At 65.8% G+C, this 24027-nt stretch carries 19 protein-coding genes; 12 read left to right on the plus strand and 7 right to left on the minus strand.

Annotation, left to right across the window (positions count from 1 at the left end; genetic code table 11):
* Positions 1 to 32 precede the first annotated feature (32 nt).
* Genes F3J45_RS16400 through F3J45_RS16450 form a run of 11 tightly spaced genes read left to right on the plus strand, consistent with a single transcriptional unit; the run spans position 33 to position 10616 of the window.
* Positions 33 to 605 carry an outer membrane lipoprotein carrier protein LolA gene (locus F3J45_RS16400; protein ID WP_205300548.1) on the plus strand — a complete coding sequence of 191 codons (573 nt, stop codon included), beginning with the start codon at positions 33 to 35 and terminating at the stop codon, positions 603 to 605.
* Entirely contained in the window at positions 589 to 2916 is a 2328-nt protein-coding gene (locus F3J45_RS16405; protein ID WP_205300549.1) for an MMPL family transporter, read from the plus strand. The genes F3J45_RS16400 and F3J45_RS16405 overlap by 17 nt, the downstream gene beginning before the upstream one ends.
* A complete protein-coding gene (locus F3J45_RS16410) occupies positions 2913 to 4070 on the plus strand; it encodes a sodium:proton antiporter (RefSeq protein WP_167064625.1) in 1158 nt (385 codons plus the stop codon). Before F3J45_RS16405 ends, F3J45_RS16410 begins: the two co-directional genes overlap by 4 nt.
* On the plus strand, positions 4057 to 5304 hold the full coding sequence (locus F3J45_RS16415; RefSeq protein WP_167064627.1) for an NAD(P)/FAD-dependent oxidoreductase: 1248 nt from the start codon (positions 4057 to 4059) through the stop codon (positions 5302 to 5304). Before F3J45_RS16410 ends, F3J45_RS16415 begins: the two co-directional genes overlap by 14 nt.
* Positions 5301 to 6032, plus strand: a complete 732-nt coding sequence (locus F3J45_RS16420) for a class I SAM-dependent methyltransferase (RefSeq protein ID WP_167064629.1) — start codon at positions 5301 to 5303, stop codon at positions 6030 to 6032. Before F3J45_RS16415 ends, F3J45_RS16420 begins: the two co-directional genes overlap by 4 nt.
* Complete coding sequence (locus tag F3J45_RS16425; protein WP_167064631.1) at positions 6029 to 6514, plus strand: hypothetical protein; 486 nt, start codon at positions 6029 to 6031, stop codon at positions 6512 to 6514. The genes F3J45_RS16420 and F3J45_RS16425 overlap by 4 nt, the downstream gene beginning before the upstream one ends.
* Complete coding sequence (locus F3J45_RS16430; protein WP_167064633.1) at positions 6511 to 7704, plus strand: beta-ketoacyl-[acyl-carrier-protein] synthase family protein; 1194 nt, start codon at positions 6511 to 6513, stop codon at positions 7702 to 7704. Before F3J45_RS16425 ends, F3J45_RS16430 begins: the two co-directional genes overlap by 4 nt.
* On the plus strand, positions 7701 to 8171 hold the full coding sequence (locus F3J45_RS16435; RefSeq protein WP_167064635.1) for a hotdog family protein: 471 nt from the start codon (positions 7701 to 7703) through the stop codon (positions 8169 to 8171). Before F3J45_RS16430 ends, F3J45_RS16435 begins: the two co-directional genes overlap by 4 nt.
* Positions 8164 to 8892 carry a 3-oxoacyl-ACP reductase FabG gene (gene fabG, locus F3J45_RS16440; RefSeq protein WP_167064637.1) on the plus strand — a complete coding sequence of 243 codons (729 nt, stop codon included), beginning with the start codon at positions 8164 to 8166 and terminating at the stop codon, positions 8890 to 8892. The genes F3J45_RS16435 and fabG overlap by 8 nt, the downstream gene beginning before the upstream one ends.
* Positions 8892 to 10118 carry a beta-ketoacyl-ACP synthase gene (locus F3J45_RS16445; protein WP_167064640.1) on the plus strand — a complete coding sequence of 409 codons (1227 nt, stop codon included), beginning with the start codon at positions 8892 to 8894 and terminating at the stop codon, positions 10116 to 10118. Before fabG ends, F3J45_RS16445 begins: the two co-directional genes overlap by 1 nt.
* A gap of 51 nt (positions 10119 to 10169) precedes the next feature.
* Positions 10170 to 10616 carry an excinuclease gene (locus F3J45_RS16450; protein ID WP_167064643.1) on the plus strand — a complete coding sequence of 149 codons (447 nt, stop codon included), beginning with the start codon at positions 10170 to 10172 and terminating at the stop codon, positions 10614 to 10616.
* Between the two features lie 144 nt (positions 10617 to 10760).
* On the opposite strand, the gene F3J45_RS16455 is transcribed toward F3J45_RS16450, so the two are convergent.
* Positions 10761 to 11654, minus strand: coding sequence for a LysR family transcriptional regulator (locus F3J45_RS16455; RefSeq protein ID WP_167064645.1), 894 nt, complete (start codon positions 11652 to 11654; stop codon positions 10761 to 10763).
* A 164-nt stretch (positions 11655 to 11818) separates the two neighbouring features.
* On the opposite strand from F3J45_RS16455, the gene F3J45_RS16460 reads away from it, so the two are divergent.
* Entirely contained in the window at positions 11819 to 13006 is a 1188-nt protein-coding gene (locus F3J45_RS16460) for an MFS transporter (RefSeq protein WP_205300550.1), read from the plus strand.
* A gap of 61 nt (positions 13007 to 13067) precedes the next feature.
* On the opposite strand, the gene hemE is transcribed toward F3J45_RS16460, so the two are convergent.
* From hemE to aroK, 6 genes are all read right to left on the minus strand, one after another.
* On the minus strand, positions 13068 to 14138 hold the full coding sequence (gene hemE, locus F3J45_RS16465) for a uroporphyrinogen decarboxylase (RefSeq protein ID WP_167064649.1): 1071 nt from the start codon (positions 14136 to 14138) through the stop codon (positions 13068 to 13070).
* A gap of 194 nt (positions 14139 to 14332) precedes the next feature.
* Entirely contained in the window at positions 14333 to 15751 is a 1419-nt protein-coding gene (locus tag F3J45_RS16470; RefSeq protein ID WP_167064651.1) for an FAD-dependent oxidoreductase, read from the minus strand.
* Between the two features lie 106 nt (positions 15752 to 15857).
* A complete protein-coding gene (gltB, locus tag F3J45_RS16475) occupies positions 15858 to 20303 on the minus strand; it encodes a glutamate synthase large subunit (protein WP_167064653.1) in 4446 nt (1481 codons plus the stop codon).
* Between the two features lie 376 nt (positions 20304 to 20679).
* Entirely contained in the window at positions 20680 to 22299 is a 1620-nt protein-coding gene (locus F3J45_RS16480; protein WP_167064656.1) for an AAA family ATPase, read from the minus strand.
* Positions 22300 to 22314: 15 nt separating this feature from the next.
* Positions 22315 to 23412, minus strand: a complete 1098-nt coding sequence (aroB, locus tag F3J45_RS16485) for a 3-dehydroquinate synthase (RefSeq protein ID WP_167064659.1) — start codon at positions 23410 to 23412, stop codon at positions 22315 to 22317.
* Positions 23413 to 23506: 94 nt separating this feature from the next.
* A complete protein-coding gene (aroK, locus tag F3J45_RS16490) occupies positions 23507 to 24013 on the minus strand; it encodes a shikimate kinase AroK (RefSeq protein WP_370526393.1) in 507 nt (168 codons plus the stop codon).
* Between the last annotated feature and the right edge of the window lie 14 nt (positions 24014 to 24027).

The raw sequence follows: 24027 nt of genomic DNA on the forward strand, positions 1-24027 counted from the left end.
AGCGGCCTTGTGTCGCGAAAGGGCTCGCGGCAATGGCCTTGTTGTTGATTAGCCCGTTGACGATGGCCTTCAGCCTCGACGACCTGCAACAGCAGCTGAGCGCTCCGGCCGTGGTCAAAGGCCCGTTCATCCAGGAAAAACACCTGCGCGCCCTGCCCCAGCCGCTGCTGAGCAAGGGCCGCTTCGTGCTGGCCCGCGACCACGGCCTGCTGTGGCTGCTGCAAACACCGCTGCGCCAGGACTACCGCATCGACGCCCAAGGCATTGCCCGCCGCGACCCAAGCGGCTGGCAAACCCTGCCCAGCCGCAGTGCCGGGGCCGAACAGAACCGCCTGTTCTTCGCCGTGCTGCAAGGCGACAGCAGTGGCCTGCAGCGCGACTTCGAACTGAGCCTGAGCGGCGCCGCCGAGCACTGGCAGCTGCGCCTGACGCCCCGTTCGCTGCTGCTCAAGCAAGTGTTCACCCGCATCGACATCAGCGGCGGGCGCTACGTCGAACGCATCGAGCTGAGCGAAACCCAGGGCGACAGCACCGTGCTGCGCATGCCCGAAAGCAGCGGCGCCGCCGCCCTGAGCGACGCGGAGCGCAGTGATTTTGCCAACTGAACGCCTGCTGCCGCGCCTGTTCATCTGCCTGCTGCTGGCCATGCTGGCGGTGGCCGGCTGGCAGTGGCACCGCGGTGCGCCGCTGTCTGCCGACCTGATGACCCTGGTGCCCGGCGCCACCCAGGACCCACTGGTAAAGCGCGCCGAACAGCGCATGCAGGAACCGCTCAACCGTGAACTGCTGGTACTGGTTGGCCACGCCGAGCGCCAGCAGGCGCTGGCCCTGGCAGAGTCACTGGCCGGGCAATGGCAGGCCAGCGGCCTGTTCGAGAAGGTTCAGTGGAGCGTGCAGGCCGACCTGCAGGCGGTGCGCGAGCAACTGCTGCAAGGCCGCCTGGCGATGCTCGCAGGCACAGACCGGCAGCAACTGCTGGACCACCCCGACGCCTTCATCGAGCAGCGCGTGCAAAGCCTGTTCGACCCCTTTGCAGGCTTTAGCCTGGTGCCCAGCCAGGACGACTGGCTGGGCCTGACCGGGCGCATCCAGAACAGCCAGCCGAAACCGGCCAATGTCGAACTGGACACCGCCAGCGGCGCGCTCATCGCCCAGGCCGATGGCCAATACTGGGTGCTGCTGCGCGCGCGCACCCTGGGCAACGCCTTCGACATGCAGCTGCCGCTGCAGGTGGCCGAGCTGTTGGCCAAGGGCCGCGTCCAGGCGGCCCAGGCCGGCGCCCACCTGCTGGCCGCCAGCGGCCTGCTGCACGCCGCCGCTGGCCAGCAACAGGCCAGCCGGGAAATCACCTGGGTCGGGGGCGGCGCCACCCTGGGTATCCTGCTGCTGTTGCTGTTGGCCTTGCGCCATTGGCGCGCGCTGCTGGCCTTCGTTCCGGTACTGGTGGGCATGCTGTTCGGCTCGGTGGCGTGCGTGGCGCTGTTTGGCCAGATGCATGTGATGACCCTGGTGCTCGGTTCGAGCCTGATTGGCGTGGCCGTCGACTACCCCCTGCATTACCTGTCCAAGGGCTGGAGCCTGAAACCATGGCGCAGCTGGGCAGCAGTCCGCCTGACCCTGCCGGGCATGAGCCTGAGCCTGGCCACCAGTTGCATCGGTTACCTGGCCCTGGCCTTCACCCCGTTCCCCGCATTGACCCAGATTGCCGCCTTCTCGGCGGCCGGCCTGGTCGGCGCCTACCTGAGCGCGGTGTGCCTGCTGCCGGCGCTGCTGGCCAATATCGAGCTGCAACCGGCGCAATGGCCGCTGCGCATCGCCGAAACCCTCACGGCCTGGCGCGAGCGGTTGCTGCGCAAGGTGCCCAGCGGCGCCTTGCTGGCGCTGGTGCTGCTGTTCTGCGCGGCAGGCCTGTGGCACCTGCAAACCCGCAACGACATCCGCCAGTGGGTCGGCACCCCGCCGCAGCTGATGGAAGAGGCACAGGCCGTGGCCCGCATCACCGGCTACCAGCCCACCAGCCAGTTCTACCTGGTGCGCGGCGCCGATCAACAACAACTGCTGCAACGCCTGCAGGCATTGGCTGGCAAGCTCGACGAGCTGGTCGAACTGGGCAAGCTCAAAGGCTTCATGAGCCTCGGCCAGCTGGTCGCCAGCCCCGCCGAGCAAGCCCAGCTGCGCCAGGCCCTGGCCAGCCTCCCCGCGCACTGGCAGCCATTGCTGGCCTTGGGCGTGCCCGAAGCCGCGCTGGCCGCCGAGGCCGAACACCTGCGCCAGTTGCCGGACCAGTCCATCGAACAGGTGCTGGCGGGGCCATTGGGCGAGGCCTGGCGGCCCTTGTGGCTGGGCCAGGATGGCGCTGGCGTGGCGGCCATCGTCAGCTTGCAGGGCCTGAACGACACCGCCTTGCTGCGCCTGCAGAGTGACGGGCTGGACGGCGTGCAACTGGTCGACCGCCTGGGCGAGCTGAACCAGCTGTTCGCCGCCACCCAGGTGAGCGCAGCGGAGCTCAAGCTGCTGTCCTGCGCACTGATTCTGCTCCTGCTGGTGTTGCCGTTCGGCCTGCGTGGCGCCCTGCGCATCGTCGCCCTGCCCTTGCTGGCAGCGCTGTGCAGCTTGGCCAGCCTTGGCTGGCTAGGCCAGCCGCTGACCTTGTTCAGCCTGTTCGGCCTGCTGCTGGTGACGGCCATCAGCGTCGACTACGCCATCCTCATGCACGAACGCATCGGCGGCGCCGCCGTGAGCCTGCTGGGCACCCTGCTGGCGGCGCTCACCACCTGGCTGTCGTTCGGCCTGCTGGCGCTGTCGAGCACCCCGGCGGTGAGCAACTTTGGCCTGGCCGTCAGCCTTGGCCTGGCATTCAGTTTCCTCCTGGCCCCTTGGGCCGCCCCCCGCGATGGAGCGCAAAGCCACCCATGACTCCCTTGTTGTTCTGGGGCCTGGCCCTGAGCCTGTTCGCCCTGGCCTGCGTGCTGGGCAAACGCCTGGGGCTGATCCCCATCGTCAGCCAGTTGCTGCTGGCCACCTTGGTACTGCCACCGTTGATGCTGCTGTGGGTGGAACCGCGCTGGCAGCTCGATGGCGCCGCACTGGTTGCCCCCGGCTGGGTCAAGACCTTGTACGGCTGCAGCTTCGCCCTGTTGCTGGGGCATATCCTCACCGACGTGGTTGAACTGCGGCCCGACCGCCAGGCGCTGAAACTGGCGATTCCGAGCTTTCTGCTGCCGTTCGCCTGTGGCCTGGCCTGCGCGCTGTGGATGCTCGACCTGGACGGGGTGACCGCGCTGGCCCTGGGCCTGGTGTTCGCCATCACCGCCATCCCGGTGCTGTACCTGTACCTGCGCGCCATCGACTACCCCGCCGCTGCCAGCCGGCGCCTGCTGCAGGCGGCCATTCTCATCGACCTGGCCTGCTGGCTGCTGCTGGGCCTGGGCCAGGGCAGCTTGCAGCCAGGCAGCCTGGCCCTGCCGCTGCTGGCCGCACTGCTGCCGCTGCCCTTGCATGCCCTGGGGCTGCGGGCGCCGAAAGCCTACGGCGCACTGTTCCTGCTACTGCTGTTCGGCGCCGAGCACTACAAGCTCAATGCACTGATCTTCGGCATGGCTTACCTGGGCTGCCTGGCGTGGCTGAAGGTGCCGGTGCGCCTGCCGCTGCCCGAGGCCTGGAACCGCCGCCTGCAACAGGCCGTGGCGGTGCCGCTGATCCTCACCTACGGCGTGGTGCAAATCGACGTGCACCATGCCCTGAGCGGCTTCGACGCCTGGCAGCTGGCAGCGCTGCTGGCCTTGCCAATCGCCAGCAAGCTGTTGGGCAACTGGCTTGGCCTGAGCTGGGCCGCGCCGTCGTTCCCTGGCGCCAGCAAATGGCGTGAAAGCCTGCTGCTGAACATTCGCGGCCTGAGCGAAATCGTTTTTCTCAACCTGCTGCTGTCGCAGCAGTTGATCACCCCGGCGCTGTACTTCGCGCTGATGCTGATGAGCCTGGTCGCCACGCTGATGCCAGCGTTGGCCGGGCTGCACCGTCTTCCCCTGAATTCCGTTTCCATGGCAAGGAGCCCGCATGCCAAACACTGAACTGCAACAACGCCAGGTGCTGGTGATCGGTGCCGGGCCGTCCGGCGCCATTGCCGCCGCGCTGCTCAAGCGCCAGGGCCACGACGTACTGGTGATCGAGCGCCAACGCTTCCCGCGCTTTTCCATCGGCGAAAGCCTGCTGGCCCACTGCCTGGACTTCGTGGAAGAGGCCGGCATGCTCGACGCCGTGCAGCAAGCGGGCTTCCAGTACAAGAACGGCGCGGCGTTCGCCTGGGGCGAGGAATACACCGACTTCGACTTCGGCGAAACCTTCACCCAGGGCAAGCCCAGCACCTTCCAGGTGCAACGTGCCCGCTTCGACAAGCTGCTGGCCGACCAGGCCGAGGCCCAGGGTGTCGAGATCCGCTACGAACACGAGATCGTCAGCGCCGACATGGGCGGTGATCGGCCACAGGTGCAGGTCCGCCGCCCCGACGGCAGCGAGTACCGCGTGCAGGCGCAGTTCGTGCTCGACGCCAGCGGCTATGGCCGCGTGCTGCCGCGCCTGCTCGACCTGGAGGCGCCGTCGAACTTCCCGGTGCGCCAGGCGGTGTTCACCCACATCGAAGACCGCATCGACCACCCAGGCTTCGACCGCGACAAGATCCTCATCACCACCCACCCCGAGCACCGCGACATCTGGTTCTGGACCATTCCGTTCAGCGATGGCCGCACCTCGCTGGGCGTGGTCGCCGCTGCCGAGCGCTTCGCCGCCGCGCCAGCCGACCTGGATGCCTGCCTCAAGCACTTCGTGGCGCAAACCCCAAGCCTGGCCAAGGTTCTGGCCAATGCCGTGTGGGACACCCCGGCACGTACCATCGGTGGCTACGCGGCCAACGTCAAGGCACTGCACGGCAAGGGCTACGCCTTGCTGGGCAATGCCGCCGAATTCCTCGACCCGGTGTTCTCCTCGGGCGTCACCATCGCCATGCGCTCGGCAAGCATGGCTGCCGGCCTGCTGCACCGCCAACTGCAGGGCGAGGCCGTGGACTGGCAGGGCGAGTTCGCCGAACCGCTCAAGCGCGGCGTCGACACCTTCCGCGTGTACGTCGAAGGCTGGTATGACGGCGGCTTCCAGGATGTGATCTACCACCCCGGCAGCTCGCCCGAGATCCGCGCCATGATCAGCTCGATCCTTGCCGGCTACGCCTGGGATGCACGCAACCCGTTCGTCGCCGAACCCAAGCGGCGCCTGCGCACCCTGGCCGAACTGTGCGCGAGGGAGCCAGCATGAACGAGCGCCCGTACCTCAGCGACACCTACGTCGAGGAAACCCGCATCGGCTTTCGCTTCCTTGCCAGCCACGTGTGGCAGCACCATGTGCTGCGCGTGGCGATCAACGACCTGCGCCGCCTGTTCGACGCAGGGCTACCGAAGGCGCCAGTGCTGCTGGACGCCGGCTGCGGCCAGGGCAAGTCGTTCAAGCACCTGCAGCAGGTGTTCGCGCCTTCCAGGCTGCTGGGCACCGATGCCGACCCGCACAGCCTTGAACTGAGCGCCGCCGAAGCCCGGCGCCTGGGCCTGGACGTGGAACTGCGCGGCAGCGATTGCGCCCAGCTGCAGTACCCCGATGCCAGCGTGGATATCCTGTTCTGCCACCAGACCTTCCACCACCTGGTGGAGCAGGAGAAAGCCCTGGCCGAGTTCTACCGGGTGCTCAAGCCCGGCGGTTACCTGCTGTTCGCCGAATCCACCGAGGCCTACATCGACACCTGGGTCATCCGCTGGTTCTTCCGCCACCCCATGCACGTGCAGAAAAGCGCCGAGGGCTACCTGCAGATGCTGCGCGAGCAGGGCTTCGCCTTCACCGCGCAGAATGTCTCGTACCCCTACCTGTGGTGGAGCCGGGCCAAGGACTTCGGCCTGCTTGAGCGCCTGGGCCTGCGCCAGCCGCCACCGTTCGGCCAGCGCGAGGAAACCCTGGTCAACGTGGTGGCGCGCAAGCCCCTGGAGCAGCCATGAAACACCTGCTGGCAATTGCCCTGTGCCTGCTGCTCGGCGCCTGCGCGGCACGCCCGCCGTTGCCTGCGCAGTTGCCGGTGCTGCAACTGCCGCAGCAACTGCATGTCGAACGTGAACAGGCCGGGCAGCGCCAGGACTGGCTGCTGGTGATTCAGGGCGAGCACGGCCACCTGCGCTGGTCGTTGCTCGACCTGCTGGGCATTCCCCAGGCCAGGCAGTTGCTCGACGGCCAGCAATGGCAGGCCGACGGCCTGCTGCCGCCGAACCCGGCCGCGCGCGAGCTGTTTGCCGCCGTACTGTTCGCCCTGACCCCGCCCGAGCAGCTGTCGCAGCTTTATCCACAGGCGCGCCAGCAGAATGAACGGCGCTGGCTGGGCGAACGCTGGCAGGTCAGCTATCGGGCCGCCGACGCCTTCGACCTGGACCTCGGCCAGGGCCTGCGCTATGTCATCGACCCACTGCCCCGTGAGAACACGCCATGACCGCCTACCTCAATGCCCTGGGCCTGGTCTGCGCCCTGGGCCAGGGCCAGGCCCAGGTGGCCGCCCGGCTGTTTGCCGGCGACTGCAGCGCCATGCAGCCTGCCCCAGGCTGGATCCCCGAGCGCCAACCGCCGGTGGGTGCGGTCAGTGATGCGCTGCCCGCCGTGCCGCTGCCCGAACAGCACAGCCGCAACAACCAGCTGCTGTACGCCGCCGCCCTGCAGATCGAACCGGCGATCCGCCAGGCCATCGCCGAGCATGGCGGCCAGCGCATTGCGGTGATCCTCGGCACCAGCACCTCGGGCATCGCGGAAGCCAGCGAGGGCATTGCCGAGTACCTGCAACACGGGCAGTTCCCCGACGGCTACCGCTACGCCCAGCAGGAACTAAGCGCACCGGCCAACTTCCTCGCCGACTGGCTGCAACTGAGCGGCCCGGCCTATGTGATCTCCACCGCCTGTACCTCCAGCGGCCGCGCCCTGCTCAGCGCCAAACGCCTGCTGGCCATGGGCCTGTGCGATGCGGTGCTGTGTGGCGGCGTAGACAGCCTGTGCGGCCTGACCCTCAACGGCTTCGGCGCCCTGGAGGCGATCAGCGACCAGCGCTGCAACCCGTTCTCGGTCAACCGCGACGGCATCAACATCGGTGAAGCCGCTGCGCTGTTCCTGATGACCCGCAAGGCCAACACCGGCGGCGCCAGCATCGCCCTGTTGGGCGCAGGCGCCAGTTCCGACGCCCACCACATCTCCGCACCCGACCCCACCGGCGCCGGCGCCTTGCAGTGCATGGGCAAAGCGCTGGACAATGCCGGCCTTGCGCCAGCGCAGATCGATTACCTGAACCTGCACGGCACCGCTACCGCACACAACGACGCCATGGAAAGCCTGGCCGTGCATACGCTGTTCGGCGCCACGCTGCCCTGCTCGTCGAGCAAGCCGATGACCGGCCATACCCTGGGCGCCGCTGGCGCGCTGGAAGCGGCGTTCTGCTGGCTGAGCCTGAGCGAGCACAACCCGCTGGGGCTGCTGCCACCGCACGTGTGGGACGGCCAGCAGGACCCGGCGCTGCCGGCCCTGGCCCTGGTCGACGGCAGCCAGCGCCTAGGCGTGCAGCGCCCACGCCGCTTGATGAGCAATTCGTTCGCCTTCGGCGGCAACAATGTCAGCCTGATTCTCGGAGACACCCCATGATTCCCTGGCCATTGGCCGAGCTGCTGCCCCACGCCGGCGACATGATCCTCATCGACCAGGTCGACAGCTGCGACGACGAGCAGATCCACACCCGCACCACCGTGCGCCCCGGTGGCCTGTTCAACCGCGCCGATGGCAGCCTGCCGGCCTGGCTCGGCATCGAACTGATGGCGCAGAGCGTGGCGGCCTATGCCGGCTGCCGGGCGCGGCGCAACGGCCAGCCGGTCGAGCTGGGTTTTCTCCTCGGTTCGCGCAAGTTCGAGTGCGATGTCGAGCATTTCCCGGCCGGTGCCGAGCTGCACATCCACGCCCTGCGCTCGCTTGAAGACGACAACGGCATGGGCGTGTTCGAATGCCACCTGCGCGGCCCCGGCATCCATGCCAGCGCCCGCCTGAATGTCTACCGCCCGCCGCAAGCCGCCAGCTACCTGGCCGAAGCGGGCCCAGAGGAGTCCCCCCATGACTGATACCATCCTGGTCACCGGTTCGAGCCGGGGTATCGGCCGCGCCATCGCCCTGCGCCTGGCCCGTGCCGGCTACGACCTGGTGCTGCACTGCCGCAGCGGCCGGGCCGAGGCCGACGCCGTGGCCGACGAAGTGCGGGCGCTGGGCCAGCAGGCGCGGGTGCTGCAATTCGACATCAGCGACCGCAGCGCCTGCCGGGCCACCCTGGAAGCAGACGTGGAGCAGTTCGGCGCTTACTACGGCGTGGTGTGCAACGCCGGGCTGACCCGCGATGGCGCCTTCCCGGCGCTCACCGACGAGGACTGGGACCAGGTACTGCGCACCAACCTCGACGGTTTCTACAACGTGCTGCAGCCGCTGACCATGCCGATGATCCGCCGCCGCGCACCGGGGCGCATCGTCTGCATCACCTCGGTGTCGGGGCTGATCGGCAACCGCGGCCAGGTCAACTACAGTGCCTCCAAGGCTGGCCTGATCGGCGCCGCCAAGGCCCTGGCCATCGAGCTGGGCAAGCGCCGCATCACCGTCAACTGCGTGGCCCCGGGGCTGATCGACACGGCCATGCTCGACGAGCACGTGCCCGTGGAGGAACTGATGAAAATGATTCCCGCCGGGCGTATGGGCACACCTGAAGAAGTGGCCGGTGCGGTGAACTTCCTGATGTCGCCCGAAGCCGGCTACATCACTCGCCAGGTGCTGGCGGTGAACGGAGGGCTGTGCTGATGCGCCGCGTCGTCGTTACCGGCATGGCCGGCATCACCGCCCTGGGCAGCGACTGGGCAACCATCGCCGGGCATTTCGCCAACCACCGCAGCGGCATCCGCCGCATGGATGAGTGGGACCGTTTCGAGGAGCTCAACACGCGCCTTGCCGGGCCCATCGATGACTTCCAGGTGCCCGCCCACTGGACTCGCAAGCAACTGCGCAGCATGGGCCGGGTGTCGCGCCTGGCCGTGGCGGCCGCCGAGCGCGCCCTGGCCGACGCCGGCCTGCTCGACGACCCAAGCATCCGCGACGGGCGCATGGGCGTGGCCTGCGGCTCGTCCACGGGCAGCACCGACGAGATCAAGGCGTTCGGCAACATGCTGCTGAACTCGGTGGCCGATGGCCTGAATGCCAATTCCTACGTGCGCATGATGCCGCACACCACCGCCGCCAACATCAGCATCTTCTTCGGCCTGACCGGGCGCCTGATTCCCACCTCCAGCGCCTGCACCAGCGGCAGCCAGGGCATCGGCTACGCCTACGAGGCGATCAAGTACGGGCGCCTGCCGATGATGCTCGCCGGTGGCGCCGAGGAGCTGTGCCCCACCGAGGCGATGGTATTCGACGCGCTGTACGCCACCAGCCTGAAGAACGACACCCCGCAGCTGAGCCCACGCCCCTACGACAGTGGCCGCGACGGCCTGGTGATCGGCGAGGGCGGCGGCATGCTGGTGCTTGAGGAGCTGGAGCATGCCCTGGCGCGCGGCGCCAGGATCCACGCCGAAATAGTCGGTTTCGGCAGCAATGCCGACGGCCAGCACACCACCCGCCCCGAGCAGGTGACCATGCGCCGGGCCATGGAACTGGCCTTGGAAGATGCAGGCCTTGCGCCCGAGGACATCGGCTACGTCAACGGCCATGGCACCGCCACCGAGCAGGGCGACATCGCCGAAACCCTGGCCACCAGCAGCCTGTTCGGCCCACGCATGCCAATCAGTTCGCAGAAGAGTTTCCTCGGCCACACCCTGGGCGCCTGTGGCGCGCTGGAGTCGTGGTTCAGCATCGAGATGATGAACAGCGACCGCTACGTGCACACGCTCAACCTCGACCAGGTGGACCCACGCTGCGGCGAGCTGGACTACCTGCGCGGCGAATTCCGCGCCATGAGCCACCAGCATGTGATGAACAACAACTTCGCCTTCGGCGGGGTCAACACCTCGTTGATCTTCCGCCGCTGGCCGTGAATACCCCCGACTGGCAACGCCACCCCTTACAACTGACCAAGGAAGAACCCCATGCGCCTGAAGACCCTTACCGCCGCCACCGCCCTGCTGCTGGCCGCCCTGCCTGGCATCAGCCAGGCCCGTGACACTGCGCTGTACCTGCCGTTCGACAAGGTGGTGCAGCAGATGCTGGCCGAGAAGAAGCTCGACGGCTCGGTGAAGTTCTACCTGGCCGGCGTGCAGCCGCGCGGCAAGGTCAAGGTAATCAGCCCTAACGCGGTGACCAACAAGAAGACCAATGCCTTCAACAAAAGTGACGAAGTGGCCTGCGAATGGGCCCTGCAATCGGCCTTGCTGACGATGCAGGACGCGGCGAAGAAGGTCAGTGCCAACGCCGTGACCAATATCGCCAGCTACTACAAGAAGAACGAGCGCAAGGATGCCGCGACCTACGAATGCCATGCGGGTGCGGTGATCGCAGGCGTTGCGATCAAGGGCGACCTGGCGCGCGTGGACTGATCGTCCTGCCGATTGGACAGATCCCCGTGTAGGAGCGAGCGCAGCTCGCGATCACCGGCACAGCCGGTGCCATGTGGCGAGGTGCCTGGCACCGGCGTTGCCGGTGATCGCGAGCTGCGCTCGCTCCTACAGGGGGTGATGGCCTCAGCCCTGAACCTGGCCGGTCACAAGCTCGGCGAACGCACGGGCCATTGCCGAGCCGCCGCGCTCACGCTGCACCAGCCACACCGCTGAGGTGGCCTGTTCATCCAGTAGCGTGCGGTACACCACCCCTTCGATCTGCATGCGCTTGAACGAAGCCGGCAGCACCGACACGCCCAACCCCGCCGACACCAGGCCGATGATGGTCATGGCCTCGCCAGCCTCCTGGGCAAAATGTGGGCTGAACCCTGCCTGCCGCGCCAGGCTCAGCAATTGCGCATGCAGCCCACTGCCGTAACTGCGCGGGAAGAACACGAACGGCTCATGGGCCAGCGCCGTCATGTGCACGCCGCCTTCGCTGCCTTCGGCCAGCGGGTGCGAGGCATTGATTACCGCCACCAGGGGCTCGCGAAACAGCTCCGTGGCCACCAGGCCTTCGGGCAACGGCATGGGCCGCATCAGCCCCACTTCGATGGACTCGTCGAACACCCCCTCGGCAACGTCGCGGCTGCTCATCTCCTTGAGGTTCAGGTGCACCGCCGGAAAGCGCTGGCGAAAGGCGTGGATCGCCTTGGGAATCTTCGAGGTGAACGGCGCCGAGGACGTGAAGCCAATCTTCATCTCGCCCAGTTCGCCCAACTGCGCCCGGCGCGCCACATCGGCGGCTTTTTCCACCTGGGCCAGCACCTGGCGCGCTTCTTCGAGAAACAGCCGGCCAGCCTCGCTCAGCTCGACCCGACGGTTGGTACGCTCGAACAGCCGGGCACCCAGTTCCTGTTCCAACGCCTGGATCTGCTGGCTCAGGGGAGGCTGGGAAATACCCAGTTGCTGGGCCGCGCGGCCAAAGTGCAGTTCTTCGGCGACCGCAATGAAATAACGCAGGTGACGCAGTTCCATGATCGGCTCCAAACAAGTCGCAAAACGTCTTAAATAGGTCGAACAATATATTGGATCTAATCATTAGCCAGCTATATGCTTTTTTCATTGCAACCGAGGTCACCCCCGTGAAAACTGCTGTAGCCCCCCTTCCCGCCGAGCCCGAACCTGCCCCCTCAAGCGATATGTGGATCGAAAAAGGCACTCCCGCCTTCCTCAAGACCGTGCTGGCGTTGTTCAGCGGCGGCTTCGCCACCTTCGCCCTGCTGTACTGCGTGCAGCCGATGATGCCGTTGCTGTCCAAGGATTTTTCCATCAACGCGGCCCAGAGCAGCCTGGTGCTGTCGGTGTCGACGGCGATGCTGGCGTTCGGCCTGTTGATTACCGGCCCCATTTCCGACCGCATCGGCCGCAAACCGGTGATGGTCTTTGCCCTGGTGTGCGCCGCCCTGTCGACCCTGGCCAGCGCGGTGATGCCCAGCTGGGAACTGGTACTGGCCACCCGCGCCCTGGTGGGCCTGTCGCTGAGCGGCCTGGCGGCGGTGGCGATGACTTACCTCAGCGAGGAAATCCACCCGCAGCACATCGGCCTGGCCATGGGCCTGTACATCGGTGGCAATGCCATCGGCGGCATGAGCGGGCGCTTGATCACCGGGGTACTGATCGACTTCGTCAGCTGGCACACGGCAATGCTGACCATCGGCGGCCTGGCCTTGGTGGCGGCGCTGGTGTTCTGGAAGGTGCTGCCTGAATCGCGTAATTTCCGCCCGCAGCTGCTGAACCCGCGCAGCCTGCTCGATGGTTTCGTCATGCACTTCAAGGACGCCGGCTTGCCGTGGCTGTTCCTCGAAGCCTTCCTGCTGATGGGCGCCTTCGTCACCCTGTTCAACTACATCGGCTACCGCCTGCTGGCAGAGCCCTACCACATGAACCAGGCGCTGGTCGGCTTGCTGTCGGTGGTGTACCTGTCGGGCATCTACAGTTCGGCGCAGGTGGGCGCACTGGCCGACAAGCTGGGCCGGCGCAAGGTGTTCTGGGCCAGCATCGTGGTGATGGCAGGCGGTATGCTGATGACCCTGGCCACCCCGTTGGCGCTGGTGGTCGTCGGCATGCTGGTGTTCACCTTCGGCTTCTTCGGCGCGCACTCGGTGGCCAGCAGCTGGATCGGACGGCGAGCGCTGAAGGCCAAGGGGCAGGCGTCGTCGTTGTACCTGTTCTGCTATTACGCAGGCTCCAGCGTGGCGGGTACGGCGGGCGGGGTGTTCTGGCACCAATGGGGCTGGAACGGCATCGGGCTGTTCATCGGCAGCTTGCTGGCGGTGGCACTGTTGGTGGCGCTGCACCTGAGCAAGCTGGCACCGAAAGCGGTGTGAGGCCTTCGCGGGGCACGCATGCTCTGTAGGAGCGGGCTTGCCCCGCGAAAGGGCCCTTGAATCAGCTACCGATGTGATACTGCGCCGACAGCTCGTGCACGGCGTTGATGAACACGCCAGCATGCTCTGGGTCGACTTCCGGGGTGATCCCGTGGCCCAGGTTGAACACATGGCCAGTGCCGTGGCCGTAGCTGGCCAGAATGCGCGCCACTTCCTGGCGGATGGCCTCAGGCTTGGCGTACAGCACGGTCGGGTCCATGTTGCCCTGCAGGGCCACCCTGTCACCCACACGGCGGCGGGCGTCGCCGATTTCGCAGGTCCAGTCCAGGCCCAGTGCGTCGGCGCCGGCCTCGGCAATGCTTTCCAGCCACAGGCCGCCGTTCTTGGTGAACAGGATCACCGGCACCTTGCGCCCTTCATGCTCGCGAATCAGGCCGCTGACGATCTTGCGCATGTAGGCCAGGGAGAACTCCTGGTAGGCCGCCGCCGACAGGTTGCCGCCCCAGGTGTCGAAGATCTGCACGGCCTGGGCGCCCGCGAGGATCTGCCCGTTGAGGTAGCTGGTGACCGACTGCGCCAGCTTGTCCAGCAGCAGGTGCAGGGCTTGTGGGTTGTCGTAGGCCATGGCCTTGGTCTTGCGGAAATCCTTCGACGAACCGCCTTCGACCATGTAGGTGGCCAAGGTCCACGGGCTGCCGGAGAAACCGATCAGCGGCACACGGCCATTGAGCTCACGGCGGATGGTGCTGACCGCATCCATCACGTAGCCCAGGTCTTTCTGCGGGTCGGGGATGGGCAGCGCCTCGATGTCGGCCGGGGTGCTGATGACTTTCTTGAAACGCGGGCCTTCGCCGGTTTCAAAGTACAGGCCCAGGCCCATGGCGTCGGGGATGGTGAGGATGTCCGAGAACAGGATCGCCGCATCCAGCGGGTAGCGGTCCAGCGGCTGCAGGGTGACCTCGCAGGCGAACTGCGGGTTCATGCACAGGCTCATGAAATCGCCGGCCTTGGCGCGGCTGGCGCGGTATTCCGGCAGGTAGCGGCCGGCCTGGCGCATCATCCAGACAGGGGTGACGTCCACGGGTTGCTTGAGCAGCGCACGCAGGAAACGATCGTTCTTCAGGGCAGTCATGTCGGCATCCGGAAAAATAGTGCGGGCATTTTCTCAGACGCCAGCGCAAAAGGCACGGTCAAGGCCATGCGTTTTGTCTATTGGGTGCCACAGATCAAACGATTTTGTATACAAAAAGCTTCGCGGGGCAAGCCCGCTCCTACAGGTTCGGCGTGAACCTTGTAGGAGCGGGCTTGCCCCGCGAATGCGCTGGATCAGACTTCGAGGTAGTCCAGGATGCCTTCGGCAGCGTTGCGGCCTTCGAAAATGGCCGTCACCACCAGGTCCGAACCGCGCACCATATCGCCGCCGGCGAAGATCTTCGGGTTGCTGGTCTGGTGCTTGAACTTGCCTTTCTCCGGTGCCACCACGCGGCCCTGGCTGTCCATCTGGATGCCATGCTGCTCGAACCACGGCGCCGGGCTTGGGCGGAAGCCGAAGGCGATCACCACGGCGTCGGCCGGCAGGATCTCCTCGGAACCCGGGATCGGCTCAGGGCTGCGACGGCCACGGGCATCCGGCTCGCCGAGACGGGTCTCGACCACCTTGACGCCTTCGACCTTGTCTTCGCCCACGATGGCGATCGGCTGGCGGTTGTAGAGGAACTTCACGCCCTCTTCCTTGGCGTTCTTCACCTCTTTGCGCGAACCCGGCATGTTGGCTTCGTCGCGGCGGTAGGCACAGGTCACCGACTTGGCGCCCTGGCGGATCGAGGTACGGTTGCAGTCCATCGCGGTGTCACCACCGCCCAGCACTACGACCTTCTTGCCCCGCATGTCGACGAAGTCTTCCGGCGACTTTTCAAAGCCCAGGTTGCGGTTGACGTTGGCGATCAGGAAGTCCAGCGCGTCGTGTACCCCCGGCAGGTCCTCGCCCGGGAAGCCGCCCTTCATGTAGGTGTAGGTGCCCATGCCCATGAACACCGCGTCGTACTCGGCGAGCAGCTGTTCCATGGTGATGTCCTTGCCCACCTCGGTGTTCAGGCGGAACTCGATGCCCATGCCGGTGAAGACTTCGCGGCGGTTGCTCAGCACAGTCTTTTCCAGCTTGAACTCAGGGATGCCGAAGGTCAGCAGGCCGCCGATTTCCGGGTTCTTGTCGAACACCACCGGGGTTACCCCGCCGCGCACCAGCACGTCGGCGCAGCCCAGGCCTGCCGGGCCGGCACCGATGATCGCAACGCGCTTGCCGGTCGGCTTGACCTTGGACATGTCCGGGCGCCAGCCCATGGCGAAGGCGGTGTCGGTGATGTACTTCTCCACCGAACCGATGGTGACCGCCCCGAAGCCGTCGTTCAGGGTGCAGGCACCCTCGCACAGGCGGTCTTGCGGGCACACGCGGCCGCACACTTCCGGCAGGGTGTTGGTCTGGTGCGACAGTTCCGCCGCGGCCAGGATGTTGCCTTCGGACACCAGCTTCAACCAGTTGGGGATGAAGTTGTGCACCGGGCACTTCCATTCGCAGTACGGGTTACCGCAGCCCAGGCAACGGTGCGCCTGTTCCACGGACTGCGCAGGCTTGAACGGTTCGTAGATTTCCACGAACTCCTTCTTGCGCTGGCGCAGCAGTTTTTTCTTCGGGTCCTTGCGGCCCACTTCGATGAACTGGAAGTCGTTGTTCAGACGTTCAGCCATTTTTCAAAACCTCTTTACCGCAGTTGTCGGCCTCAGGCCGCAAGCTGCAAGACGATCACTTGAGCACGACGGGCCCCGCGCACGGGGCCGTCACTTGCAGCTGTTCTTACTGCGGGTTGGCACGGGTGCTGGACAACAGTTGCTTGAGGTTGGCCGCCTTGGGCTTGACCAACCAGAAGCGCCGCACGTAGTCGTCCAGGTTCTCGAAGAGCTCACGCCCCCACTCGCTGCCGGTTTCTTCCACGTACTCGCCCAGGACACGCGCCAGGTGGCTGCGGTAGGCCTCCATCGCTTCACCACTGATACGCTGGATTTCCACCAGCTCGTGGTTGAGCTTGTCGACGAAGGTATTGTCCATGTCGAGCACGTAGGCGAAGCCGCCAGTCATGCCAGAACCGAAGTTGTAACCGGTCTTGCCCAGAACGCAGACAAAGCCGCCGGTCATGTATTCACAGCAGTGATCGCCAGTGCCCTCGACAACAGCGTGGGCGCCGGAGTTACGCACAGCGAAGCGCTCGCCCGCGGTGCCGGCGGCGAACAGCTTGCCGCCGGTGGCGCCGTACAGGCAGGTGTTGCCGACGATGGCGCTGTGCTGGGTAGCAAACGGGCTACCGGCCGGTGGCACGATGGTCAGCTTGCCGCCCGTCATGCCCTTGCCGACGTAGTCGTTGGCGTCGCCTTCCAGGTGCAGGTTCAGGCCGCCGGCGTTCCACACGCCGAAGCTCTGGCCCGCAGTGCCCTTGAAGCGGAAGGTGACCGGCTTGCTGGCCATGCCTTGGTTGCCGTACAGCTTGGCGATTTCGCCAGAGATACGGGCACCGATGGAACGGTCGCAGTTGCAGATGTCGAGGCTGAACTCGCCACCGGCCTGGTCGCGGATCGCCGGCAGGGCCATCTCGACCATCTTCTCGGCCAGCTCGCCCTTGTCGAACGGCGGGTTCTTGTCGACTTCGCAGAACTGCGGCTTGTCGGCCGGAATGTGCGAGCTGCCCAGCAGCGGGGTCAGGTCCAGGTACTGCTGGCGCTCGGTGTCGCCTGGCAGCACGTCGAGCAGGTCGGTACGGCCGATCAGCTCGCCGAGGCTGCGCACGCCCAGCTTGGCCAGCCACTCACGGGTTTCCTCGGCAACGAAGGTGAAGAAGTTGATCACCATGTCGACGGTGCCGATGTAGTGGTCCTTGCGCAGCTTGTCGTTCTGGGTGGCCACGCCGGTGGCGCAGTTGTTCAGGTGGCAGATGCGCAGGTACTTGCAGCCCAGGGCGATCATCGGCGCGGTGCCGAAGCCGAAGCTCTCGGCGCCGAGGATCGCGGCCTTGATAACGTCCAGGCCGGTTTTCAGGCCACCGTCGGTCTGTACCCGCACCTTGCCGCGCAGGTCGTTGCCGCGCAGGGTCTGGTGGGTTTCAGCCAGGCCCAGTTCCCACGGGGCGCCGGCGTACTTGATGGAGGTCAGCGGCGAAGCGCCGGTACCACCGTCGTAGCCGGAAATGGTGATCAGGTCGGCGTAGGCCTTGGCCACGCCAGCGGCGATGGTGCCAACGCCGGCTTCGGCCACCAGTTTCACCGACACCAGGGCCTGCGGGTTGACCTGCTTGAGGTCGTAGATCAGCTGGGCCAGGTCTTCGATGGAATAGATGTCGTGGTGCGGCGGCGGCGAGATCAGGGTCACGCCTGGCACCGCATAGCGCAGCTTGGCGATCAGGCCGTTGACCTTGCCGCCTGGCAGCTGGCCGCCTTCACCGGGCTTGGCGCCCTGGGCCACCTTGATCTGCAGCACCTCGGCGTTGACCAGGTATTCCGGGGTGACGCCAAAGCGGCCGGTGGCCACCTGCTTGATTTTCGAGCTGCGGATCGTGCCGTAGCGCGACGGGTCTTCACCGCCCTCACCGGAGTTGGAGCGCGCACCCAGGCGGTTCATCGCCTCGGCCAGGGCTTCGTGGGCTTCCGGCGACAGTGCGCCCAGCGAGATACCGGCGGAGTCGAAGCGCTTGAGGATGGCCTCCAGCGGCTCGACCTGGTCCAGCGGCAGGGCCTGGTCGGCCACTTTCACCTTCAGCAGGTCGCGGATCATCGACACCGGGCGCTGGTCGACCAGCGTGGTGTATTCCTTGAACTTGGCGTAGTCGCCCTGCTGCACGGCGGCCTGCAGGGTGTTGACCACGTCCGGGTTGTAGGCGTGGTACTCGCCGCCGTGGACGAACTTCAGCAGGCCACCTTGCTGGATCGGCTTGCGCGCGCTCCAGGCTTCGGCTGCCAGCAGCTTCTGGTCGCTTTCGAGGTCGACGAAACGCGCGCCCTTGATGCGGCTGGACACGCCCTTGAAGCTCAGGCCAACCACTTCCTCGGACAGGCCGATGGCTTCGAACAGCTGGGCGCCACGGTACGAGGCGATGGTGGAGATGCCCATCTTCGACAGGATCTTCAGCAGGCCTTTGGAAATGCCTTTGCGGTAGTACTTGAAGACTTCGTCCAAGTCGCCCAGCACTTCGCCGGTACGGATCAGGTCGGCCAGCACTTCATAGGCCAGGTACGGGTACACGGCCGAGGCGCCAAAGCCCAGCAGCACGGCGAAGTGGTGCGGGTCACGGGCGGTGGCGGTTTCCACCAGGATGTTGCTGTCGCAGCGCAGGCCCTGTTCGGTCAGGCGGTGGTGCACCGCGCCAACGGCCAGCGAAGCATGCACCGGCAGTTTGCCCGGGGCGATGTAGCGGTCGCTCAGCACCAGCTGGGTCTTGCCGCTGCGCACCGCTTCTTCGGCCTGGTCGGCGATGTTGCGGATGGCCGCTTCCAGGCCAACGCTCTCGTCGTAGTTCAGGTCGATCAGCTGGCGGTCGAAACCGTCGCGCTCCAGGCTCATCAGCGAACGCCACTTGGCCGGCGAGATCACTGGCGAGCTGAGAATCACCCGCGAGGCGTGCTCCGGGGACTCCTGGAAGATATTGCGCTCGGCGCCCAGGCAGATTTCCAGGGACATCACGATCGCTTCGCGCAGCGGGTCGATCGGTGGGTTGGTCACCTGGGCGAACTGCTGGCGGAAGAAGTCATACGGCGAGCGCACGCGCTGGGACAGCACGGCCATCGGCGTGTCGTCGCCCATCGAGCCGACCGCTTCCTGGCCTTGCTCACCGAGTGGGCGCAGCACCTGGTCACGCTCCTCGAAGGTGACCTGGAACATCTTCATGAATTGCTTGAGCTGGTCGGCGTCGTAGCTGGCTGCGCCCTGGTCGTCGGTCAGGGTGGCCTGGATGCGGGTGGCGTGCTGACGCAGCCAGCGCTTGTACGGGTGGCGCGACTTCAAGCGGTTGTCGATGGCATCGGTGTCGAGGATCTGGCCGGTTTCGGTGTCCACGGCCAGGATCTGGCCAGGGCCGACGCGGCCCTTGGCCAGCACTTCCTCAGGCTGGTAGCCCCATACGCCGATTTCCGAGGCGATGGTGATGTAGCCATTGGTGGTGGTTACCCAACGCGCCGGGCGCAGGCCGTTGCGGTCGAGCAGGCACACCGCGTGGCGGCCTTCGGTCATGACGATACCGGCCGGGCCATCCCACGGTTCCATGTGCATGGAGTTGTATTCGTAGAAGGCGCGCAGGTCGGCGTCCATGGTTTCGACGTTCTGCCAGGCTGGCGGTACCAGCATGCGCACGCCACGGAACAGGTCGATGCCGCCGGTGACCATCAGTTCCAGCATGTTGTCCATGCTGGAGGAGTCGGAACCGACGCGGTTGACCAGTGGGCCGAGCTCTTCGAGGTCGGGGATCAGGTCGTTGGCGAACTTGGTGCGACGGGCCATGGCCCAGTTGCGGTTGCCGGTGATGGTGTTGATCTCGCCGTTGTGGGCGAGGAAGCGGAACGGCTGCGCCAGCGGCCATTTCGGCAGGGTATTGGTGGAGAAGCGCTGGTGGAACACGCAGATCGCGGTTTGCAGGCGCTCGTCACCCAGGTCTGGGTAGAACGCCGCGAGATCGCGCGGCATCATCAGGCCTTTGTAGATGATGGTCTTGTGCGAGAAGCTGCAGATGTAGTGGTCGCTGTCGTGGGCATTGGCCACGGACGAGCGGCGACGGGCACTGAACAGCTTGATGGCGAATTCCTGATCGCTCAGGCCTTCACCGCCGATGAACACCTGTTCGATCTGCGGCAGGCGCTCCAGGGCCAGGCGGCCGAGCACGCTGGTGTCGATCGGGACCTTGCGCCAGCCAACCAGCTTCAGGCCGGCAGCGACGATTTCGCGGTCCATGTTGGCGCGGGCAGCTTCGGCTTTGACCGGGTCCTGGTTGAAGAACACCATGCCGACGGCGTACTGCTTGGGCAGCTCGACGGCGAAGTGTTCCTGGGCCACGGCCCGCAGGAATTGATCGGGCTTCTGCATGAGCAGGCCGCAACCGTCACCGGTCTTGCCGTCGGCGTTGATACCGCCGCGGTGGGTCATGCAAGTCAGCGCCTGCATGGCGGTTTGCAGAAGGTGGTGGCTCGGCTCGCCCGTCATATGGGCGATCAGGCCAAAACCACAGTTGTCCTTGAATTCTTCGGGATGGTACAGACCTGTTTTCATAGACACTTTCTCACCAGGTTCACCTCTCAACCGGAGGTAAATCTCTTTTATGTACAACCACTTACCATCCACGCCGATCAAATGCCAGCTTTTTTGCGGTGGTCATGGAAAACCATTGTTGCACAGCGACAGGGCTACCCACAAATTTTCATGTCTCACCATTGAAAATTTATGTCGCATTTTTGAATGTTTTTGCGCCATGCGCCGTGGTAGCGGCTTGGCTTGAGTCTGAAGCGTTTCAGCCATGACTGCAACAGGGGGCTTGTGGCCAACAGTCTGGGACAGAAAAGCCTGCCGCGCTTGGGGCGCAGCAGGCTAGACGAAAGTCAGTAATCGCTCAGCAACTGGGCGGCGGGGTGGTGCCGCCCGGCAGGTATCAGCGGGCCGAGGCCAGCTCTTGTTGGACGCTGGCGACGGTACGTGGCCAAGGTTTACCAGCCTGGACCTTCGCTGGCAAGTTCTTGATTGCCGCAACCGCTGCGTCGCGGTTGGCAAAGCTGCCGTAGGTCACCACGTACAGTGGCTTGCCCTGCAGGTTTTTCTTGAAGTAGCGATAGTCGCCACCCTGGGCCTTGACGAAGGCCTGGGCCGAGGCCTCGGAGCTGGTGCCGAGAATTTGCACCACATAGTTGCCCGGCTTCTGGCCGGCATACCAGCCGCCACCGGCGGTGGCCGCTGCAGCCGGTTTTTCCGCAGGCTTGGCAGCGGGCTTGGCCGTGGCGACCTGGGTGGGCGCCGCTACTGGCTTGGCAGGCGCAACCGGCTTGGCCGGGTGGGTCGCGACAGGTTTTGGCGCAGGTGCAACCGGCTGCGCAGGGGCCGTGGCCTGCGCCATGCTCGGCGCAGGGCCAGCCGGCACGCCCTGGGGCGGCGCCGTGGTGGTCACGGTCGGCGGAACGGAAGGCTGCAGCGCCGTGTTACCGGCCGGCCCAGCTTCGTCGCCATCACCCATGCCGGCGGCCTGGGCCAGCGGCTCGCGCATCACTGGCTGCGATTGGCCTACCAGCGGCAGCGGCATGGGCTGGGACTGGCCGGAGAACTCGATGGCGGGGTTGCCATTGTTCGACTGGGCGGCACCTGGCTTGCCATCGCCCAACGGCAGCTGGGCCTGGGCCACCGGGGCCTCGGCGGGCGCCTTGTCGCCTTTCTTGGGCATCAGCACCGCGGCACCTACGGCAACCACGACCACAGCAGACAGCGCGAGCACGTGTTTTTTAGGCATTTTGAACCCCATGGCAGGTCGCTTCACCGTGGAACGGCTAGCGATCATGGCTTCGATCAAAGTATCGCGGGCGACCTGGTTGATGTTGCCAGGCCATCCGTCGGAATTTTCGTGGATGTCGACAAGCTGCTCGCGGGTGAACACCTCGATGCCCCGGCCGGCGCCTTCCAGGCGCTGCTCCAGGTACTCGCGGGTTTCTTCCTCGCTGTACGGGGCGAGTTCGATGACGTGGAAGCGTTCTTCCTCGACATTGATCTCGTCCAACCCGGCGATCAGCGACGGCTCACCGAACAGGAACACGTGCGGGCGCCCTTCCGGGAGGCCTGCCGCCAGTTCCAGCAACGCTTGGAGTGCCGACTCGTCGAGTTGTTCCGCATCATCCACCAGCAAATAGACTTCCTGGCCGGTGAGTGCCAGTTGCACCACCTTCGACAGGATCGCCTGCACTTCAGGCTGGCTCACTTCCAGCGATTGCGCCACCTGGCCAAGCACGCTGGCCGCATCGCTGGCACCGCGGGCGGAAACCACCACGCTCAGCACCGACTGCTTGTTGGTGCTGGCCACCAGGGCCTGGCGCAGCAGGGTCTTGCCGCTGCCTACCGGGCCAGTCACCACCAGCATCAGCTGGCTGTAGCGGGCCAGGTGGTGCAGTTGGCCGAGTACCGGCTTGCGCTGGGCGGGGAAGAATTTGAAACCGGGCACACGGGGTGCGAACGGATCGTGGCTCAACTGGTAATGTTCGAGGAACGCCTCATCGGCATGCAAACTGGTCATTACGCTGTCACAACCTCAAAGCTGGGCCACGATCGCGCGGTAATCCGCCGACAGCGTGGCCTGTAGAATCTCTTTCGGATAGTCGTCGGTGATCACGGCTTCGCCCAGCTGGCGCAGCAGCACCAGGCGCAGACGCCCGTCGAGCACCTTTTTGTCGACCGCCATATGCTCCATGAAATGCGCCGGGGTCATTTCCTGTGGTGGCACCACCGGCAAGCCTGCATCCTGCAGCAGACGGATTGCTCGATCACGCTCGGCCTGGTCGATCCAGCCCAGGCGCATGGACATCTCCAACGCCATCACCGTGCCAGCAGCAACGGCTTCACCGTGCAGCCACACGCCGTAGCCCATGTGGGTTTCGATGGCATGGCCGAAGGTGTGCCCCAGGTTCAGCGTGGCACGCACGCCGGACTCGCGCTCATCGGCGCCGACCACGGCAGCCTTGGCCGCGCACGAACGGCGGATGGCTTCGGTCAGGGCCGCGGGCTCCAGGGCGCGCAGGGCTTGCATATTGTCTTCGAGCCAGGCGAGGAAAGGCTTGTCACAGATCAGGCCGTACTTGATTACTTCGGCCAGGCCCGCCGACAGCTCGCGCCCGGGCAGGGTCTTGAGGCTGGTGGTGTCGATCAACACTGCGTTGGGCTGGTAGAAGGCACCAACCATGTTCTTGCCCAGCGGGTGGTTGATGCCGGTTTTACCGCCCACCGAGGAATCGACCTGGGACAGCAGGGTGGTCGGCACCTGGATGAAGTCCACGCCACGCTGGTAGCAGGCGGCGGCAAACCCGGCCATGTCGCCGATAACCCCACCGCCCAGGGCAACCACCGTGGTACGGCGGTCGTGGCGGGCGGTCAGCAGGCCGTCGAAGATCAGCTGCAGGGTTTGCCAATTCTTGTGGGCTTCGCCGTCCGGCAGGATCACCGGCACCACCGAGTAGGCACCGAGGGTCTTGCTCAGGCGTTCGAGATACAGGGGCGCGACGGTTTCGTTGGAAACGATGGCAACCTGCCGCCCGCGGATGTGCGGCGCCAGCAGTTCGGCCTGGTCCAGCAGGCCTTCGCCAATGTAGATCGGGTAGCTGCGCTCGCCGAGGTCGACCTTTAGTGTCTGCATGTATCCCCACAATGTGCTTGGGCGCGGCGCCGGCTGTGCGACCCGCGCGATAACGTTTAACCTCGCCTCGGCGCTGGCCGAGAATAGTCCCGGGTTAGCGGGGCGGCAACTGCTGCAGGCGCTCGAGAATGTCGAGCACCACCATGCGCGGCGGCCGTTCGTCGGTTTCTACCACCAGGTCGGCGATCTCGCGGTAGAGCGGGTCGCGCGCCTCCAGCAAGGCACGCAGGGTGGCCTCGGGGTTGGCGGTGCGCAGCAGCGGCCGGTTGCGGTCGCGCGCGGTGCGCCCCACCTGCTGCTCCACCGAAGCGTGCAGGTAGATCACCCGGCCGCCCTGGTGCAGCGCCTGGCGGTTTTCCGGGCGCATCACCGCGCCGCCGCCGGTTGCCACAACCACGCCATCGAGCGCGCAGAGCTCGGCGATCATCGCCTGCTCACGGTCACGAAAGCCCGGTTCGCCTTCACGGTCGAAGATCCACGGGATGTTGGCGCCGGTTCGCAGTTCGATTTCCTTGTCGGAATCCTTGAACAGCAGGCGCAGCTCTTTGGCCAACAGGCGTCCGATGGTGCTCTTTCCAGCACCCATGGGCCCTACAAGTATCAAATTTCGCACAG

It is taken from the genome of Pantoea sp. Ap-967, assembly GCF_011752565.1.
Classification (GTDB): Bacteria; Pseudomonadota; Gammaproteobacteria; order Pseudomonadales; family Pseudomonadaceae; genus Aquipseudomonas.